At 72.5% G+C, this 18,310-nt stretch carries 17 protein-coding genes; 10 read left to right on the top strand and 7 right to left on the bottom strand.

The window, feature by feature from the left end; translation table 11 throughout:
• Window positions 1–9: 9 nt before the first annotated feature.
• Window positions 10–933 (bottom strand): C40 family peptidase, encoded by a 924-nt coding sequence (locus tag IF22_RS0131580; protein ID WP_030338010.1) that lies wholly within the window; start codon window positions 931–933, stop codon window positions 10–12.
• A gap of 60 nt (window positions 934–993) precedes the next feature.
• Window positions 994–2,091: a mandelate racemase/muconate lactonizing enzyme family protein gene (locus tag IF22_RS0131585; RefSeq protein WP_030338011.1), complete on the bottom strand. Its 1,098-nt coding sequence runs from the start codon at window positions 2,089–2,091 to the stop codon at window positions 994–996.
• Between the two features lie 44 nt (window positions 2,092–2,135).
• Between IF22_RS0131585 and IF22_RS0131590 the strand changes: the two genes are divergently transcribed.
• Window positions 2,136–2,933 carry a tyrosine-protein phosphatase gene (locus IF22_RS0131590; protein ID WP_030338012.1) on the top strand — a complete coding sequence of 266 codons (798 nt, stop codon included), beginning with the start codon at window positions 2,136–2,138 and terminating at the stop codon, window positions 2,931–2,933.
• Here IF22_RS0131590 and IF22_RS0131595 read toward each other — a convergent pair.
• From IF22_RS0131595 to typA, 3 genes are all read right to left on the bottom strand, one after another.
• Entirely contained in the window at window positions 2,902–3,603 is a 702-nt protein-coding gene (locus IF22_RS0131595; protein ID WP_081884230.1) for a lysoplasmalogenase, read from the bottom strand. The two genes, IF22_RS0131590 and IF22_RS0131595, sit on opposite strands and share 32 nt — an antisense overlap.
• Before the next feature lie 77 nt (window positions 3,604–3,680).
• Complete coding sequence (locus tag IF22_RS0131600; RefSeq protein ID WP_030338014.1) at window positions 3,681–4,532, bottom strand: serine hydrolase; 852 nt, start codon at window positions 4,530–4,532, stop codon at window positions 3,681–3,683.
• A gap of 114 nt (window positions 4,533–4,646) precedes the next feature.
• The gene (typA, locus tag IF22_RS0131605; RefSeq protein ID WP_030338015.1) at window positions 4,647–6,515 is read right to left on the bottom strand and encodes a translational GTPase TypA; all 1,869 of its coding nucleotides are present in this window, start codon (window positions 6,513–6,515) and stop codon (window positions 4,647–4,649) included.
• A gap of 133 nt (window positions 6,516–6,648) precedes the next feature.
• Here typA and IF22_RS0131610 point away from each other — a divergent pair, with 133 nt between their 5' ends.
• Window positions 6,649–8,067 carry a DedA family protein gene (locus IF22_RS0131610; protein WP_081884232.1) on the top strand — a complete coding sequence of 473 codons (1,419 nt, stop codon included), beginning with the start codon at window positions 6,649–6,651 and terminating at the stop codon, window positions 8,065–8,067.
• A gap of 35 nt (window positions 8,068–8,102) precedes the next feature.
• Window positions 8,103–8,975: a lytic transglycosylase domain-containing protein gene (locus IF22_RS0131615; RefSeq protein WP_030338017.1), complete on the top strand. Its 873-nt coding sequence runs from the start codon at window positions 8,103–8,105 to the stop codon at window positions 8,973–8,975.
• Between the two features lie 45 nt (window positions 8,976–9,020).
• Here IF22_RS0131615 and IF22_RS0131620 read toward each other — a convergent pair whose 3' ends face one another.
• Window positions 9,021–11,147, bottom strand: a complete 2,127-nt coding sequence (locus IF22_RS0131620) for an MMPL family transporter (RefSeq protein WP_030338018.1) — start codon at window positions 11,145–11,147, stop codon at window positions 9,021–9,023.
• Window positions 11,148–11,270: 123 nt separating this feature from the next.
• On the opposite strand from IF22_RS0131620, the gene IF22_RS0131625 reads away from it, so the two are divergent.
• From IF22_RS0131625 to IF22_RS0131645, 5 genes are all read left to right on the top strand, one after another.
• Complete coding sequence (locus IF22_RS0131625; RefSeq protein WP_030338019.1) at window positions 11,271–11,786, top strand: MarR family winged helix-turn-helix transcriptional regulator; 516 nt, start codon at window positions 11,271–11,273, stop codon at window positions 11,784–11,786.
• Window positions 11,787–11,788: 2 nt separating this feature from the next.
• Window positions 11,789–13,468 carry a CocE/NonD family hydrolase gene (locus tag IF22_RS0131630; protein WP_030338020.1) on the top strand — a complete coding sequence of 560 codons (1,680 nt, stop codon included), beginning with the start codon at window positions 11,789–11,791 and terminating at the stop codon, window positions 13,466–13,468.
• A gap of 157 nt (window positions 13,469–13,625) precedes the next feature.
• Entirely contained in the window at window positions 13,626–14,498 is an 873-nt protein-coding gene (locus tag IF22_RS0131635) for a hypothetical protein (RefSeq protein WP_030338021.1), read from the top strand.
• A 107-nt stretch (window positions 14,499–14,605) separates the two neighbouring features.
• Window positions 14,606–15,181 carry an ArsR/SmtB family transcription factor gene (locus IF22_RS0131640; RefSeq protein ID WP_030338022.1) on the top strand — a complete coding sequence of 192 codons (576 nt, stop codon included), beginning with the start codon at window positions 14,606–14,608 and terminating at the stop codon, window positions 15,179–15,181.
• Entirely contained in the window at window positions 15,178–16,458 is a 1,281-nt protein-coding gene (locus IF22_RS0131645) for an MFS transporter (protein WP_030338023.1), read from the top strand. Before IF22_RS0131640 ends, IF22_RS0131645 begins: the two co-directional genes overlap by 4 nt.
• A 48-nt stretch (window positions 16,459–16,506) precedes the next feature.
• Here the strand turns inward: IF22_RS0131645 and IF22_RS0131650 are convergent, their stop codons facing one another.
• A complete protein-coding gene (locus IF22_RS0131650) occupies window positions 16,507–16,710 on the bottom strand; it encodes a cold-shock protein (RefSeq protein WP_007072071.1) in 204 nt (67 codons plus the stop codon).
• 193 nt (window positions 16,711–16,903) lie between these two features.
• On the opposite strand from IF22_RS0131650, the gene IF22_RS0131655 reads away from it, so the two are divergent.
• Window positions 16,904–17,587 carry a class I SAM-dependent methyltransferase gene (locus tag IF22_RS0131655; RefSeq protein ID WP_036412762.1) on the top strand — a complete coding sequence of 228 codons (684 nt, stop codon included), beginning with the start codon at window positions 16,904–16,906 and terminating at the stop codon, window positions 17,585–17,587.
• Between the two features lie 103 nt (window positions 17,588–17,690).
• Window positions 17,691–18,299, top strand: a complete 609-nt coding sequence (locus IF22_RS0131660) for a DedA family protein (protein ID WP_030338025.1) — start codon at window positions 17,691–17,693, stop codon at window positions 18,297–18,299.
• Window positions 18,300–18,310 lie beyond the last annotated feature (11 nt).

Genomic DNA, 18,310 nt, shown 5'->3' on the forward strand with positions numbered 1-18,310 from the left:
AAACACGCTCTAGACCCGGTGCGCGCCCACCAGCGTCGCGGTCCGGTCTTCCGGTAGGGGTTCCTCGATGACCCGCCGCCGCCGGTAGCAGGCGTGCAGCATCCGGCGTTGCCCGCCGTCGCCGGGCGTCGCGGTGACGATGCCGATGTGGTGGATCTTGCGGCCGGGTCGGGCGAAGAAGTAGAGGTCGCCGGGGCGTTCCGCGCCCAGCGGCACCGGGGTGGTGGCGGCGGCCTGGTCGTCGGCGTCGCGGGGCAGCAGCACCCCGAACCGCCGCCAGGCCAGATGCACCAGCCCTGAGCAGTCGATGCCGTGCGCGGACAGGCCGCCCCAGATGTAGACCACGTCCAGCAGTCGCTGTGCCACCGCGAGCGCCTGCTCGGCGTTCGGCGGCGCGGCCGACGCCGCGACCAGGTGCTCGTCGGGCAGCCAGAGCGGCGTGGACCGGCCGGGGACGTGCACCGGCCGCCAGTCGTCGCGCACGGGGCCGGCCGGGACGAGGCGGGTGCCGACGACGACGCCGGGCAGCGCCACCGGCCCGTTCGGGGCGGTGTGCAGCCCGGTGACGGTGGCGTCCACCACCAGTGGGTCACCGGTGCCGGTGTGGGCTGGGTCGACTGTGGTCAGTTGGTCGGTGGGGAGCCAGCCCGGGTAGCCGCGGGGGTCCAGCTTGGCCGCTGGTTGTTCGACGGCGACGACCCGCGCCCAGCCGTCCGGGCGCAGCTCGCTGACGAGGACCCGCTCGCCGAGCAGGAGTTGGCTCAGCACGCAGTCGCCCACCTGCTGGTCGGTGTCGAGTCCGGAGACCCAGGTCAGGATGTCGGCGCCAGCGGTCAGCGCGGGGCGGTCGACCGGGCGGACCGCCTCGGGGGAGGTCCACAGCGTCGCCACGGCGACCCGGACGAGGGCCTCGCGGCCCGGTTGCAGCTGCACGTCAACTCCCAGATCGCGTCGGCTGTCCCGGGGAAACCCTATGAAAGAAACCGACCACCATCAACCGCGATGCTGCACTTTTGCTTCAGTCAGGCCGGAGATGCCCAGGCCAGGGGCGTCCGGCAGCACCACGCTCGCGCCGTCGTAGCGAATGCCACCCTGCACCGGTGACCAGGCCAGCCACCAGGCGGCGTCCAGGTCGGCGACCGCTGTGGTGCCGTACGCGGCCACCAGGCTCGCCGCCGCCCCGATGCCGACCTGGCTCTCCATCATCGAGCCCACCACCGTGCCGAGACCGTGCGCGGTGGCCAGCTCGAGCAGGGTGCGCGCCGGGTGCAACCCACCGCACTTGGCCAGCTTGACGTTGACCAGGTCGGCGGCGCGGCGGCGGATCACCTCCACCAGGTCACGGACCCCGAACACCGCCTCGTCGGCCAGGATCGGCACGGACACCCGGTCACTGACCCAGGCCAGCCCATCCAGGTCCCAGCGGACCACCGGCTGCTCGACCAGCTCCACGTCGAGCCCCGCGTCCTCGATGCCGCGGATCACCCGGACCGCCTCCCGGGGCGTCCAGCCCTGGTTGGCGTCCAACCGGATCCGGATGCTGGGGCCGACGGCCGCCCGTACCGCCCGCACCCGGTCCAGGTCACCGGCCGCGTCGGTGCCGACCTTCAGCTTGAGCACACCGAAGCCGTCACCCTGTCGCTGCCGCGCCGCGGCCGCCAGGTCCACCGCGTCGCCCGCCGCCAGCGTCACGTCCGTCGGGACCCGCAGCGAGGTGCCCCCGAGCAACCGCACCAGGGGTACGCCCAGCCGCCGCGCGGCGAGGTCGTGCAGGGCGACGTCGACAGCGGCCTTCGCCGCCTCGTTGCCGACCACCGCGCGCTGCACCTCGGCGCACCGGGTCACCAGGTCGTCCGGGTCACTGCCGATCAGCTGTGGGCCGAGCAACTCGCGGACGCACGCCTGTGCGCCGGCAACCGACGCGCCGGTGACCTGCCAGACCTGGGGCGCCTCGCCGAAGCCGGACCGGCCGTCGCTGTCGACGAGTTCGACGACCAGCGTGTCCACTGTGGTGGTACGGCGCAGGGCGGTGACGAACGGGGTGTGTAAGGGGGCGGAAACCCGGTGGGTGCGTACCGCCGAGATCGTCATGTGGGGCACTCTATATGCAGGTTCACGGCGGGAGGGGAGACCGGATGACCGGGCAGGGCTGGGAGTTGGTGGGTGCGCCGAACGCGCGTGACCTGGGCGGCCTCGTCGGCGCGGACGGGCGGCGGGTTCGGGTCGGCCAGTTGATCCGCACTCCGGCGCTGGGTCGGCTCACCGACGAGGACCTGCCGGTGCTGGCGAAGCTGGGGCCGGCGTGCGTGCTGGATCTGCGCGACACCACGGAGATCTCGGTCGCCCCGGCGGACCGGCTCGCCGGTGAGCCACGGGTGGTGCGGCTGCCGGTGCACGATGCGGAGCACCCGGTCTTCACGTACGTCTCGGCGGTGCTGCTCGGCCACGACCTGAACGCGTACGCGGAGCTGGCCCGGCAGGGCACGGCCGGGGCGATGGCGGCGATCTACCGCTGGTTCGTCACGGGTGAGTCGGCGCGGGTCGGTTTCGCCGAGGCGGTACGCCTGGCGGCGCGACCGGAGAACCTGCCGCTGGTCTACCACTGCTCGGCCGGCAAGGACCGCACCGGTTGGCTCACCGTCGTCCTGTTGACGGCGCTCGGGGTGGACGAGGCGGCGATCCGTGCCGACTACCTGCGCAACAACGAGCTGACCGACAGCCTGCGGGCGGTGATCGTCGAGGCGATGCGGCGGCGGAACCCCGAGCTGGACGTGGACGCGGTGCTGCCCGTGCTGGAGGTCCGCGCCGAGTACCTCGACGCCGGTTACGCCGAGGTGCGTCGGGTGCACGGCTCGTTCGACGCGTACCTGCGTGACGGGTTGGGGCTCACCGACTCCGACCTCACCGCGCTGCGGGCGCAGCTGCTGGAGTGACAGCTGAGCCGGGCGGTGTGCTGGCGCGGGCGACCCAACCGGTGACGATCAGTGCCTGGCCGGCGGCGTAGCTCGCCATGATCAGCACCGGCGCGCCGGGTGGTTGGGCCACCTCGGCCACCCCGGCGGCGATCAGCAGGTCGGAGCCGAGGAAGAGCGCGGCGCCGAGACCGACCCGCCAACCCTGGGTGGTGGCGGTGGTGGCCATGGCGGCCAGCGCGATCGCGTACCCGGCCACCGGTATGGCCAGCCCGACGTCGGTCAGGCCCGCCCACATCCAGGCCAGGGCGACGACGGTCAGCAGCGCGTACACCAGGGGGACGGCGACCAGCGGCGGCCGGCGCAGCGCGGTCGCGGCACCGTGGCTGGTGAAGGCCGCGAGGTAGCAGAGGTGCGTGCCGAGGAAGCAGGCCATGCCGGCGACGAACCAGCCGGTGCCGTCGATCATGAGGGCGATGTCGCCGCCGGTGGCGAAGGCCAACGCGGCGAGCAGCAGCCGGTCCGGTCGGGCTCCGCGTTCGGCGCTGGCCCGCCACAGGTACGCGGCCAGCAATGGCATCAGCAGCGGCTTGGTGAGCAGGAGGGCCGTGCCGCCGCCGGTGGCGTTGGCGAGCAGGTTCGCTGCCGTCACGACGAGGAAGGCGATCAGCACGGTGCGACTGCGGGGCATCGGCGGCTCCGGGGTGGGGGGTGCGAGCAGCCTAGCCGCAGTCGGCGGGTGTCGGTGCCGGCGCGGTGGGTGCCGGGTCAGAGGTGGTGGCGGGCGGCCCAGACCTGCGCCGAGATGTGGGCGAGCAGCAGGCAGGCGTCATCCTCCACCTGGTCGTCGCCGTCGGCCAGGTCGGTGGTGGTGCAGACGGCGATCACGTACGGCGGTGCGTCGTCGGGCAGGACCACGCCGGCGCCGTGGCGGACGCCGCGTACCCAACCGTTCTTGTGCGCGATGCGGGTGCCCTCGGGCAGGCCGGCGGCGAGGTCCTCGCGGTGTTCCTGGGCGAGCAGGACGTCCAGCATGGTGGCGCACGCGGCCGGGGAGGCGAGTGGGCCGGGGGTGGTGGCGCCGATGGCCAGCGCGCCGAGCAGGGCGGCCAGGTCGGCGGCGGTGACCGTGTTGGTGATGCCGGCGTCGCGGGCGGCGAAGTCCTCGATGCCCCGTCCGGTGACGCTGGTGCGGGCGCCGGCGAGCGCCCAGACCTCGGCGACCGCAGGCAGCCCGACGTGCCCGAGCACGAGGTTGGTGGCGAGGTTGCTGGAGCGCACGATCATCCGGTCGGCCAGCCAGCGTAGCGACGCGGTGGCGCCGATGCGGTCCCAGACCGCGTCGTCATTGTCGTAGGGCTGGGCGCAGGCGAACCGGGGTGCGCCGGGCTGGGCGGAGTCGAAGTCGTTGACGACCGGGACCGGGGCGTCCAGGTCCAGGGTGCCGGCTTCGGCGGCCCGGTGCAGTGCGGCGAGCACCGCCACCTTCATGGTGCTCGCGGCGTAGTGGGCGGCGTTCGCGTGGCGGGTCCAGGTCGGCGGGGCGTCGAGGCGCCCCACGTACGCGGAGACGGTGCCGGGCACCCGGTCCAGGTGGGCGTCGAGATCATCCCAGGTCATGCCGGTGACCGTAGCGGATCACGGGTGGGCGGACTCGCGTACCCGTCGGGGGAAAAAGACACCGGGCGCGCCGGCCGCAAGCGGCCGACACGCCCGGTGTCGGGTGCGGGTGGGTCAGCTGGCGTGCTTGCGGCGGGCGGCGGCGCGGCCCCGCTGCTGCTGGTCGAGCACCACCTTGCGGATGCGCACGGCGGTCGGGGTGACCTCGACGCACTCGTCCTCGCGGCAGAACTCCAGGGCCTGCTCCAGGGAGAGCTTGCGCGGCGGGATCAACTTCTCCGTCTCGTCGGAGGTGGACGCCCGCATGTTGGTGAGCTTCTTCTCCTTGGTGATGTTGACGTCCATGTCGTCGGAGCGGGAGTTCTCCCCGACGATCATGCCCTCGTACACCTCGGTGGTGGGCTCGACGAACAGCTGGCCGCGCTCCTGCAGGTTGATCATCGCGAAGGCGGTGACGGCGCCGGCCCGGTCGGCGACGAGCGAACCGTTGTTGCGGGTACGCAGCTCGCCGAACCACGGCTCGTAGGACTCGAAGACGTGGTGCAGGATGCCGGTGCCCCGGGTGTCGGTGAGGAACTCGGTGCGGAAGCCGATCAGGCCGCGCGCCGGAACCAGCCACTCCATCCGGATCCAGCCGGTGCCGTGGTTGACCAGCTGCTCCATCCGGCCCTTGCGGGTGGCGAGGAGCTGGGTGATCGCGCCGAGGTATTCCTCCGGGGCGTCGATGGTCAGGCGCTCGACCGGCTCGCAGGTCTTGCCGTCGATCTCCTTGGTGACCACCTGCGGCTTGCCGACGGTCAGCTCGTAGCTCTCCCGGCGCATCTGCTCGACCAGGATGGCCAGCGCCAGCTCGCCGCGGCCCTGCACCTCCCAGGCGTCCGGTCGCTCGGTGGGCAGGACCCGCAGCGACACGTTGCCGATCAGTTCCTTGTCCAGGCGGTCCTTGACCATCCGGGCGGTGACCTTGGAGCCCTTGACCCGGCCGACCAGCGGCGAGGTGTTGGTGCCGATGGTCATCGAGATGGCCGGCTCGTCGACGGTGATCAGCGGCAGCGCGACCGGGTTCTCGACGTCGGCCAGCGTCTCACCGATCATGATCTCCGGGATGCCGGCGACGGCGATGATGTCACCCGGCCCGGCGGTCTCGGCCGGCTTGCGCTCCAGGCCCTCGGTCATCAGCATCTCGGAGATGCGGACCCGCTGGGTGCTGCCGTCGGTGCGGCACCAGGCCACCGTCTGGCCCTTGCTGATGGTGCCCTGGCGGACCCGGCACAGCGCCAGTCGGCCGAGGAAGGGCGACGCGTCGAGGTTGGTGACGTGCGCCTGCAGCGGGGCGCCGTCCTCGTACGCGGGAGCCGGGATGGTGTCCAGCAGGGTGCGGAACAGCGGCTCCAGGGAGTCGCTGTCGTCGGGCACCGAGCCGTCGGCCGGCTGGGTCAGCGAGGCGATGCCGTCGCGGGCGCACGCGTAGACGATCGGGAAGTCGATCTGCTCCTCGTCGGCGTCCAGGTCGAGGAAGAGCTCGTAGGTGTCGTCCACGACCTCCTTGATCCGGGCGTCCGGACGGTCCACCTTGTTGATCACGAGGATGATCGGCATCCGGGCCCGCAGGGCCTTGCGCAGCACGAAACGGGTCTGCGGCAGCGGGCCCTCGCTGGCGTCGACGAGCAGCACCACACCGTCGACCATGGTCAGGCCGCGCTCCACCTCGCCACCGAAGTCGGCGTGGCCGGGGGTGTCGATGATGTTGATGGTGACCGGGTCGGAGCCGTCCGCCGGCAGGTACCGCACGCCGGTGTTCTTGGCCAGGATCGTGATGCCCTTTTCCCGCTCCAGGTCCCCGGAGTCCATCACCCGCTCGGTGTTCTCGCCGCGTGCGCCGTACGCGCCGGCCTGCCGCAACATGGCATCGACCAGGGTGGTCTTGCCGTGGTCGACGTGAGCGATGATGGCGACGTTGCGGAGGTCGGTGCGAAGCTGCATACCCTCTATCCTTCCGCCTGCGCTCGCGCAGGCTGCGTCGGGGTCACCCCCAGGTGCCCCTGATCTATGGTGAAACCGCTGTGCCGGTGGTTCCCCCGGCTGGCATGCTGACTCCCGTGTCCCGGGGGCCTGAGTGCACGACCTGCTGACCTGGGTGCAGGGTCTGCCCACCCTGTGGATCTACCTGGTCGCCGCGCTGATCGTGGCGGGCGAGACCGCGGTGATCTTCGGCCTGCTCGTGCCGGGTGAGGCTACCCTGCTGCTGGTCGGCTTCCTCACCTACAACGGTACCTTGCGGCTCGGGCCGGCGTTGCTCGCGATGATCGTCGCGGCGGTCCTCGGCGATGGGCTGGCCTTTCGCGCCGGACGGCGGTACGGCCCCCGACTGCGCGCCGGACTGGGGCACCGGGTCGGACCCGGCCGGTGGGCCCGCGCCGACGCCATGCTCGCCCGCCTCGGTGGGCGGGGGGTGTTCGCCGCCCGGTGGGTGGCTTTCGCCCGCACCCTGGTGCCTCGGCTGGCCGGTGCGGCCGGCATGCCGTACCGGCGGTTCGTCCTGTGGAACCTGGCCGGGGTGGTGACCTGGGTGGGTGGCTCGGTGCTGCTCGGCCATCTCGCCGGTGAGTCGTACGACACGGTCTCCCGGCTGCTCGGCCGGGCCACCGGGGTGGCGTTCCTGCTGCTGGCCGGTCTGCTTGGGGTGGTGCTCGTCGGCCGGTGGCTGGGTCGTAACCCCGATCCGGTGCGTGCGCTGCTGTCCCGGGCGGGCGGGTTGCCCCCGGTGCGGTGGCTCACCGCCCGCTACGGGGTGCTGTTCTTCCTGGTGGCGATGCGGATCGGCCCGGCCTGGACACTGCTGCTCAATCTGGCTGCCGGCCTGCTGCTGCTCTTCGCCGCCGGGCTCGCCATCGCCGGTCTGCTCGCGGTGGCAGTCCGCAACTCCGGGCTTGCCGCACTGGATGGCGCCATCGCCGGGTGGTTCGCCGCCCGACGTACCCCGGACGCCGCCGAGGCCACGCTGATCGTGGTGTCGGTGGTGCGCGGGTCGGTGCTGATCCTCTTGGTGGCGCTGGTGGCGGCGGGACTGGCGTGGCGCAACCGGCCCTGGCGGGCGGATCTGCTCAGCGTGGTCGGCACTGTCGGCGCGTTCGTGCCGCTGGTGGTGCTGGCCGTGGTGGCCGAGCTGACCGGCCCGGACGGGGGCGCCCCGGGCGGCGGGGAGGTGGCTCCGCTGTCGACCCAGAGCGCCGTGGTCGCGGCGAGCTTCTGCACCCTGGCCTGGCTGGTGTCGCGCAGCGCCCGGTGGCCGGTGGCCGTGGCCGCCTGGACGGCCGCCGCGGCCGGGGTGCTGGGGATCGGCGGCGCGCGGCTCTACCTCGGCCTGGACACGGCGAGCGGGGCCGCGGCGGCGGTGCTGCTCGGGGTGCTCTGGACCGTGGTGTTCGTGGTCGCCTGGGCGACCCGGGACCGGGCGGTGGGGGAGCGAACGCCGCCGGTTGACCAGCCCCGGTCGCCGTCGCAGGGGCACCGCCGCCCGGTCGAGCCTTGTTAGGGTGCGGCGACGGTCACACCGGGGGAGGCAACGGGATGGTTCGACAGACACATCGGCTGGTCGGCGCGGCGCTCGCCGGGCTGTTGCTGAGCGCGTTGGTGGGCTGTGCCGGCAACGAGCAGAGCCCCGAGTCCCTTGCCGCGCCGGTCGCCGTCAGCGACGAGCCGACCGACGCCCCGTCCGACGAGGTCAGCGCGGAGCCGAGCCCGTCGGTGAGCGCGGTGGAGTCGATGGGCGCCGCGCCGAGTCGCAGCGCTACCCCGACCCCGAAGCCGTCGAAGAAGCCGACCCGTACGGCGCCGAAGCCGCGTCCGGTGGCGAAGCCGCCCACCGAGACCGAGGTGCCGCCGGCGCCACCGAAGCCGGCACCGACGTCCTGCAAGCCGACCTACAAGGGCACCCAGGCGTCGCGGTCCGAGGTGAAGGCGGCGCTGACCGACGCGGCCAACCGCACCTACTGGCCGGTCTCGGCGCCGGACATCAAGATCCCGCTCACCCTGCTCAAGGCCACCGCGTGGCAGGAGAGCGGCTGGCAGTCCAACATCTACGCCTGCGACGGTGGGGTCGGGCTGATGCAGGTGATGCCGGACACCGCGAGCTGGATGAACCAGCGGTTCGAGAAGAGCTACAAGATCGACGCCTACCGGGACAACGCCTACCTCGGCGCCACCTATCTGGCCTGGGCGACGAAGTACATCGGCGACATGTACTTCGAGTCCGACTTCCGCCTCGACCCGGCGCTGTGCACCAGCGAGCTGAACTCCTGCCTGCTCAACGCGGTCATCGCCGCCTACAACTTCGGGCACGGTGCGGTGGCGCAGGAGGGCAAGCCACTGGCCATCCCCAACTCGTCGTACGTGCGCAACGTGCGGGCGTTGATGAACGAGTGTGTCTGCCTGACGTACTGACGGCGTCGGGGCCGTGCCGGATCCGGCACGGCCCCGACGCTTCGGTCAGTCGTGTGCGGCGACCGGCTCGGGCGACGGCACGGTGCCCTGCGCCGGGTCCTTCGTGATCCGACCCGGCCACCAGAAGCGGTCGCCGAGCAGGAACGCCAGCGCCGGCACCAGGACCGTGCGGACCAGCAGGGTGTCGAGCAGGACGCCGATGCAGACGATGATGCCGATCTGGGTCAGGGTGATCAGCGGCAGCACGCCGAGCACGGCGAAGACCGCGGCGAGCAGCACTCCGGCGCTGGTGATCACACCGCCGGTGACCCGCAGGGCGGAGAGCATCCCGGCGCGGGTGCCGGCGCTGCGGGCGTCCTCCCGGGCCCGGGTGACCAGGAAGATGTTGTAGTCCACCCCGAGCGCCACCAGGAACACGAAGGCGAGCAGCAGCACCCCGCTGTCCAGGGCGGGGAAGCCCAGCACGTGGTCGAAGAGCAGCCAGGCCGCGCCCAGGCTGGCGAAGAACGACGCGATCACGGTGAGTACCAGCAGCAGCGGCGCGAGCAGACCGCGCAGCAGGAGCACGAGCACACCGCCGACCAGCAGCAGGATGATCGGCAGGATGAGCCGCAGGTCCCGATCGTTGGCCTCGTCGGAGTCGTAGGTGGCGGCCACGGAGCCACCGACGATCGCCCCGGACGGGGTGTCGCCGCCGGCGGTGGCCGGCGGCGCGGAGCCGGGAACGGCGGCGACGGCCTCGCGCAGCGCCTCGATCGCCCGGTCCGAGGCGGTGGTGCCGGGTTCGGCGTCGAGGACCACGTCGACCTGGGCGACAGCGTCGCCCGCGTCGCCGGGGCGTGCCGAGGCGACACCGGGTACCGCGCTGGCGGCGTCGGTGACCGCCCGCACCGCCGCCGGGGTGGTGATCACGGCGACGGGTTGGGTGCTGCCGGCGGGGAACGCCCTCGCCAGGGTCTGCGCCCCGGTCACCGCCTCCGGTTCGGCCCGGAACTGTTCGGTCTCGGACAGGCCGGTACGGATGCCGAGCCCACCCAGCGCCAGCGCGCCGAGCAGCACGGTGGCCAGGGTGGCGACCACCACCGGGCGGCGCTCCACGGCCGCGCCGAGCCGACCCCAGAGCCGACCCTCGCGCGCCGGGCCGCCGACGCGGGGGACGAACGGCCAGAACAGCCCGCGACCGAAGAGCACCAGCACGGCGGGGAGCACGAACAGGGCCGAGAGCATGGCGAAGACCACACCGGTGGCGCAGGCCACCGCCAAGGCCCGGTTGGTCTCCTGTTCGCTGAGCAGCAGGGTGAGGACGCCGAGCACGACGGTGCCGCCGCTGGCGAGGATGGGCTCCGCGGTGCGGCGCAGCGCGGCGCGCATCGCCCTGAACCGGTCCTCCTCGCGGCGCAACTCCTCCCGGTAGCGGGCGATGAGCAGCAGCGCGTAGTCGGTGGCGGCGCCGAAGACCAGCACGCTGGCGATGCCGGTGACCTGACCCTGCTGGAGGTTGATGCCGACACCCGGCACGATGACGTCCACCGCGCGCAGGGTGAGCTGCTCGGTCGCGGCGACCACGACCAGCGGCACGATCCACAGGAACGGGCTGCGGTAGGTGATCAGCAGCAGCACCGCGACCACGGCGGCGGTCACCGCGAGCAGGGTGATGTCGGCGCCGTCGAACACCGAGGACAGGTCGGCGGTGAACGCCGGTGAACCGGTCACCTCGACGGTCAGCCCGTCGGGCAGGTTCGCCAGCGCGGCGCGTACCTGGTCGACCTGTTCGACGACCTCGTCCTGGCCGCCGGCGATGCTGAGCGGCACGGCGACCAGCGCCACGGTGCCGTCCGGGGAGACCTGCGGTGGGCTGATCTGCCCGCCCACCGCGAGGCGGCCCAGGTCGCCGGCGCGGGCGGTGACGGCGCCCCGGTCGGCCTCGGTCAGCGCGCCCCCGTCGTCGCGGCTGACCACCACGATGGCCGGCTGGACCTCGCTGGACGGGAGCTGGTCCTGCAGTCGCTCCACCTGGGTCGACTGCCACTGGGCGGAGAGGCCGCTGGCGGATACCGGCGCCGGGTTGTCCGGCTGGGGTAGCCCGAAGACGGCCGCGCCGACGACGATCGCGGCGGCCACGGTGAGCCAGGCGGCCAACCGGCCGCGGGCGACTCTGGTGAAGACGGACATCAGCTGACCCCAAATTATTTCGAGTGCCAAGTATCTTGATTATCGAGATTATCGGCGGCTGTTCTATGCTGCAACTCGAGAGACGACGACGGGGAGAAGCGGCACGCGGTGGCGACTCAGGGCATGTACCGGCGGCGCGAGACGCGCCGCGAACAGCTGGTCGCGGAGATCACCAACAACCTGCGGCGGTACGCGGTGGACGCCCAGCAGGTGAGCCACGCCTTCGCCAATCTGCACGGCCTCAACCCGACAGACCTGAACGCCCTGCTCGCGGTGATGGACGCGGAGCTGCTGGGTGACCCGATCACGCCCGGACGCCTCGGTGAGCAGCTCAACCTCTCCTCCGGCTCGGTGACCGCCCTGATCGACCGGCTGGAGCGGGCCGGCCACATCCGCCGGGACCGCGACACCGTCGACCGGCGCAAGGTCCTGCTGCACTACGCCCACCAGGGCATGACCCTGGCCAGGGAGTTCTTCCGGCCGCTGGGCGAGCGCACCGACACGGTGATGGACCGCTTCAGCGAGGACGAGCTGGCGGTGGTGCACCGCTTCATGGCGGAGATGAGCGAGTCCCTGCGGACGCACCGCGACGCGGTGCGCGCCGCCCGGCCCGAGTCGCCCCGCCGCCCGACGGGCTGACCGTGCCGGACCGGCTCGTCACCCGCCTCGCCAGCGCCGCGCTGCGGCTGCCACCGACCCGCCCCGGCCCGGTGCGGGTCACCCGTGACCTGCCGGTGCGCGCCCGCGACGGCGTGGTGCTGCGCACCGACCACTACGCCCCGGGCCACCACGGCGCGCCGACCGTGCTGATCCGCACCCCCTACGGGCGGGGCGGACCGCTGCGGCTGCTCGGTCGGCTGCTCGCCGCACGGGGCCGACACGCGGTGATCCAGTCGTGCCGGGGCACCGGCGGGTCCGGTGGGACGTTCGCCCCACTGGTGCACGAGCGCGACGACGGCGCGGACACCCTGGACTGGCTGCGTCGCCAACCCTGGTGGTCCGGTCACCTCGGCATGTTCGGGGTCAGCTACCAGGGCTTCGCGCAGTGGGCGCTGGCCGCCGACGCCGGCGAGGAACTGCGCGCGATGGTCGCGGTGGTGACCGCCTCGGCCACCCGGGACTCGACGTACGCGGGCGAGTCCTTCGCCCTGGACACCGTGCTGACCTGGGCGGAGCTGCTGCACGCGCAGACCGTGCCGTGGCTGGCCCGGCAGTGGGAGCTCAAACGCGGGCAGCCCCGGCTGGCCGCCGCGCTGGCGCACCTCCCCCTGGCCGATGCCGACCGGGTGGCCACCGGGGTGAGAATCCCGTTCTTCCAGGAGTGGCTGCGCCACCACACCCCGCAGGCCGCGTACTGGCGGACCCGGGTCTTCGCCGACCAGGTCGCGAAGGTGCGGGCGCCGGTGGTGATGGTCACCGGCTGGCAAGACATCTTCCTGCCCGCCCAGCTCGACGACCACGCCGTGCTGCGCGCCGGCGGCACACCGTCGCGCCTGGTGATCGGCCCGTGGACGCACGGCAGCCCCGGACTGTTCGTGGCCGCGCTGCGCGAGGGGTTGGCGTGGCTCGACGAGCACCTGCCGCAAACGCCTCGACCGGGCGGACGGGCGCGGCCCGAGGTGGCGCCCGTCCGGCTGTACGTCAGCGGCGCCGGCGGCGGGTGGCGGGACCTGCCGGACTGGCCACCACCGGCGGTCGAGACCGCCTGGCACCTGCAACCCGACGGCGAGCTGGCGGCGCGCCCACCGGTCGCGTCGACGCCGGACCGGTTCCGCTACGACCCGGCCGACCCCACCCCGTCGCTGGGCGGGCCACTGCTCGTCGCCCAGCGGGCCGGCCCGGTGGACAACCGGCCCGTCGAGGCCCGCCCCGACGTGCTCACCTACACCAGCGCCCCGCTGACCGACCCGGTCGAGGTGATCGGCCCGGTCCGCGCCGAGATCCACGTCCGCAGCGACCTGCCCTACCTGGACGTCTTCGTTCGGCTGTGCGACGTGGACCGCAAGGGTCGTTCGTGGAACGTGTGCGACGGTCTGGTGCGGGTCACCCCCGGGCGCTTCCCGGCCGATTCCGCCGGGGCGCTGCGGGTTCCGGTGCCGCTGTGGCCGACCGCGTACCGGTTCGCCGCCGGGCACCGACTGCGGGTGCAGGTCTCCGGTGGCGCCCATCCACGGTGGGCCCGCAACCCCGGGACCGGGGAATCCCTCGGCACGGCGGTGACGCTGCGTGCCGGCTGGCGGCAGATTCTGCACGACCCGGATCACCCCTCGGCGGTGTTGCTGCCGATCGTCCACTCTGCTCCACCGCAACCTCCAATCTGAACAGACCACCTCTGAGCTGGTCGTTTGCCGAAAACGCGGGCTATGGTGGAGTCAACGCCCGGCGCCGTGCACCAGTAGGCCGGGCTCGCTCGAAGCCCAGCACCGCGTACGCGGTGTGACGTCGTGCCCGGTCCTCGCCTCTCGAAAGGGGGACCTCATGACTCGGGCCCCGGCTAACCTTCTGGCCGTCCGAAGCCTGCTTCTCACTCACCTCGACAACGCCCCCGGGCCAGACGATCTGGAACCGGGTGAGGTCGGCATCGTCGGCGACTCGGCCCACCGGGGCGGCTACCACTGCGGATCGGACCGGGTGGTCGTCAACGACTACTCGGTGGTCGAGTCACCCCGTGACCGGGCCGGGCTGACCCTCGACGCGGCGGCGCTGGACGTCGGCCAGTTCGACGTCCGCTCCGGCGGTCGGACGAACACCCTGGCCAGCTTCTCGGTCTGGTGCGTCGCGCAGTGCGCCGCGAACGCCGCCGACACCCGGGACATCCGGGAGATCATCTACAGCCCCGACGGCAGCACGGTGAAGCGGTGGGACCGCCTCGGCAAGCGCACCAGCGGCGACAGCTCGCACCGCTGGCACACCCACTTCAGCTTCTTCCGCGACGCCATCAAGGCGGGCCGCGACCAGCGGCCCCTGTTCCGCCGCTACCTCAGCTCCATCGGACTCCTGGAGGACGACATGACCCCCGAAGAACACAACTGGCTGGCCACCGTCCACAAGAACCTCACAGTGCTGGACGGCCGCAACCCGGTCGGGCAGATCTACACCCGAATGGCGATGGGTGAGGATGCCACGGTTCCGAACTTCACCTCGGCGCACCCCACGCTGCGGTCGATCGGCGCCCAGCTCAGCGCGTTGCAGACGGCGCTGACCGCGCTGTCCAACCGGGACTTCACCGACGAGCCGGCGATCGTGGCGGGCGTGCTCGCCTCGCTGACGCCGGAGAAGATCGCCGCGGCCATCCCGCCGAACATGGCCAAGCAGGTCGCCGACGAGCTGGCCCGCCGGCTGGTCGCCTGAGCGGGGGGTGGCCCGGGACGCCGGGCCGCCCCTCCCGGCAACATTCCGCAACGAATATTGAGCAATAGTCATTGCGCAACAGGTGTTGCGGATGTGACGATGGCATCATGGAACGCTCCGACGTACGCCAGATCACCGACTCCCGGGTGCTGGCCGCCATGTCCCACCCGCTGCGCCGCCGGTTGATGGACGTGCTCAAGGTCCACGGACCCTCCACCGTCGGCCTGCTCGCCGAGCGCACCGACCAGGCCCCCGCGAATGTCAGCCACCACCTCAAGGTCCTCGCCGCCGCCGACCTGGTCACCGAGGCGCCCGAGTTGGCCCGGGACCGGCGCGAACGGTGGTGGCGCCTGGTCACCCGAGGGCTGCGCTGGTCCAACACCGACTTCGACACCGACCCGGCCTCCCGCGCGGTCGCCGACGCCGCCACCTCGCTCAACCTCGACCGGCACGTCGCCCTGGCCCGCGCATGGCACGCCGCCGACGAGGCCGAGCAGGCCACCTGGAACGACGCTGCGTTCTCCACCGACCACTGGCTGCGCCTCACGCCCGAGGAACTGGCCGAGCTGAGCCGCGAGATGATCGCCGTCCTCACGCGCTGGGCCAACCGGGACCTGCCCGACGACGACGCCGACCGCAGACCGGTCTTCGTGTTCGTCCACGGCGTGCCGGCGCGACCGTGACCGCCGCCACCCGCAGCGACCCCACTGACGTCCGGAAGACCGGCGGGCTGCTGCGGCACCGCGACTTCCGGCTGCTCTGGACCGGCCAGACGGTCAGCAGCATCGGCAGCAACGTCACCACTGTCGCGCTTCCGCTGGTCGCGGTCGCCGTCCTGGACGCCGACACCTTCCAGGTGGCGGTACTCACCGCCGCGGCCTGGCTGCCCTGGCTGCTGATCGGCCTGCCGGCCGGCGCGTGGGTCGACCGGCTGCCCCGCCGACCCGTGATGGTGGCGTGCGACCTGCTCCGCGCGCTGCTCTTCCTCAGCGTGCCGCTCGCCGCCGCACTCGACCGGCTCACCGTCTGGCACCTGCTGCTGGTGGCACTCAGCGCCGGCGTGGCCCGGGTCTTCTTCGAGACAGCCGACCAGGTGTACCTGCCGGTGCTGCTGCGACCCGAGCAACTGCCGGAGGGCAACGCGAAGCTGCACGCCGCCCAGACCGCGAGCTATGTCGTTGGCCCCGGCGTCGCAGGTCTGATCTCCCAGCTCATCGGTGCGGTCGCCGCTCTGCTGCTGGATGCGATCAGCTTCCTGGTCTCCGCGGTGTGCCTGCTGCGGATCCGCACCGTCGAACCGCGCATTCGCCGAGTGGACCAGTCCCGGTCACTGCGCCGTGACATCGCTGAGGGGCTGCGTTTCGTCGCCCGAGACCCGTACCTGCGGGTGCTGACGGTCTTCGGCGCGGCCAGCAACATCGGGCTGACCGGTTACCAGGCCGTGCTGGTGGTCTTCCTGGTCCGTGAGTTGCGTCTCGAACCGGGCCTGGTGGGCGTCCTGATCGCCGTGATGAGCGCCGGTGGGATCATCGGCGCGCTGTTCGCCACCACGGTGGCCCGCCGCTGCGGCACCGCGCGGGCGCTGCTGGTCGCGGCGGCGCTCACCGGCCCACCCGCGCTGCTCATCCCACTCGCCGCACCCGGCATCGGGCTGGCCTGGCCGGCACTCGGTGGCCTGCTGATCGGCCTCGGGGTGGCCATCGGCAACGTGGTCAAGGGCGCCTTCCGGCAGACCTACACGCCGCACCACCTGCTGGGCCGGGTGACGGTGAGCATGCACCTGCTCAACTACGGCACGATTCCGCTGGCGGCCGTGCTGGCCGGTGCCATCGGCGCACGGTACGGCGTCCAGACGGCAATTGTCGGAATGACCGCCTGGTTGGCGCTCACCCCGTTGATTCTGTTGGTGGGGCCGATCCGGAGGCGGCGGGACCTGCCCGCCGCCCCGGCGTCGTCTTGAGTGCGCTGCGACGGCGGCCGGAGACCGGCCGCCGTCACCGGCACGGAGCTACATCGGGCGGACGTTGTCCGCCTGCGGACCCTTCTGCCCCTGGGTCACCTCGAACTCGACCTTCTGGCCCTCGTTGAGCTCCCGGTAGCCGCTCGTCGCGATGGCGGAGTAGTGGACGAACACGTCCGGCCCTCCACCGTCCTGCTCGATGAAGCCGAAGCCCTTTTCCGAGTTGAACCACTTAACCGTGCCGGTTGCCATGCATCTCTCCCTGTTCAAAGCGGCTGACCCCCGGCCTCTGGCCGATGATCGCCCGTACCTGTTCGACAGTAACGGGCAAAACCCCGATCCGCTGGCCGAAGTGCCGTAGGTCTTCGAGCGAACTCGGGTGAACTCTGCGCGGCGGCATGTGAAAGTCGCCCCGACCAACCGCCGCTGGGGCATGCTTGCGCCGATGAGAAGTGCCGAAGCCGACGCGCTGACCGAGCTGGAACGCGAGGTCGGCACGCCCGGTTCCGGTCTGGACAGACTCCGGCTGATGCCCACCCCCTTCGTCCCCGAGGTGCGGCTGCACCTGGCCGAGGACGCGATCGTCTGGTGGGCCCGGATGGAGGCCACCGCCGGGCACGCGCTGCCGGCGCCGTACTGGGCGTCCGCCTGGGCCGGCGGACAGGCCCTGGCCCGCCACCTGCTGGACCACCCCGAGCTGGTCGCCGGTCGCCGGGTGCTCGACCTCGCCGCCGGGTCCGGGCTGGTGGCCATCGCCGCCGCGCTGGCCGGCGCCGCGGAGGTCATCGCCAACGACATCGACCCGTACGCCGTCGCCGCCGTCACCCTCAACGCGCGGGCCAACCACGTCGCCGTCGACGCCACCGGGGACGATCTGCTCGACAGCACCGAGCCGAAGGCCGACCTGGTGGTCGCCGGGGACGTCTTCTACGACCGCGCGATGGCCGACCGGATGCTGCCCTTCCTGCAACGGACCGCCGCCGCCGGCGCCGACGTGCTGGTCGGCGACCCCGGCCGCGGACACCTACCGGCGGACCGCCTGGCCGTGCTGGCCGACTACCCGGTGCCCACCACCGAACCCTCCGTCGACTCGTCGCTGCGTCACGTGCAGGTGCTGCGCCCCGCCTGAGGCGGAAACCCCGGACTCAGGGACGACCCCGAGTGGGATACCAGGGGTCACTGGGGGCTACGACCCGATGTCCGAAGTGGCGCGGCGGCCATAGCGTCGACGCATGACGCAATGGGTGGCCCAGATCGGAGAACTACCGGTTCTGCTGCTGATGGGCGCGCTCGGGCTCGTCATGCTCTTCGACGCCGTACCCCTGCTGGGTGTCCTCATCCCCGGCGACGTCGCGATCCTCGCCGCCGTCGGGGTCGGCCGCCCGAGCACCGGGCTGGCCACCTTCGCCGCGGTGCTGGTCGGCTGCCTGGCCGGCTGGTCGCTGAGCTTCCTGATCGGCCGTCGCTACTCCGACCGGCTGCGACACAGCCGCCTTGGCGGTTGGATCGGCGAGCCCCGCTGGACCGCGGCGGAAGGCATCCTGCGCCGCGGCGGCGGTCGGATGATGGTCGTCGCGCCGTTCCTGCCCGTCTTCAACGCGCTGCTGCCACTGGCCGCCGGAGGGCTGCGGATGTCGTACCGTCGATTTCTCGGCTGCGCGACGCTCGGCGCGGCCGCCTGGGCCGGTCTCTACCTGGCCCTGGGCACCGCGGCGCGGTCGGTGGTCGGGCTGCTGCCGGGCAGCCCCAGCCCGCTGCTGGTCACCATGGGGGTCGGTCTGGTGCTGGCCTCCGTCGCGTTGCTGGGGGCGCGGCGGCGGTTGTTCTCCGTCGTTGGCTGAGCTTTGTTCGC

This window comes from Micromonospora parva (genome assembly GCF_000718515.1).
Classification (GTDB): Bacteria; Actinomycetota; Actinomycetes; order Mycobacteriales; family Micromonosporaceae; genus Micromonospora; species Micromonospora parva.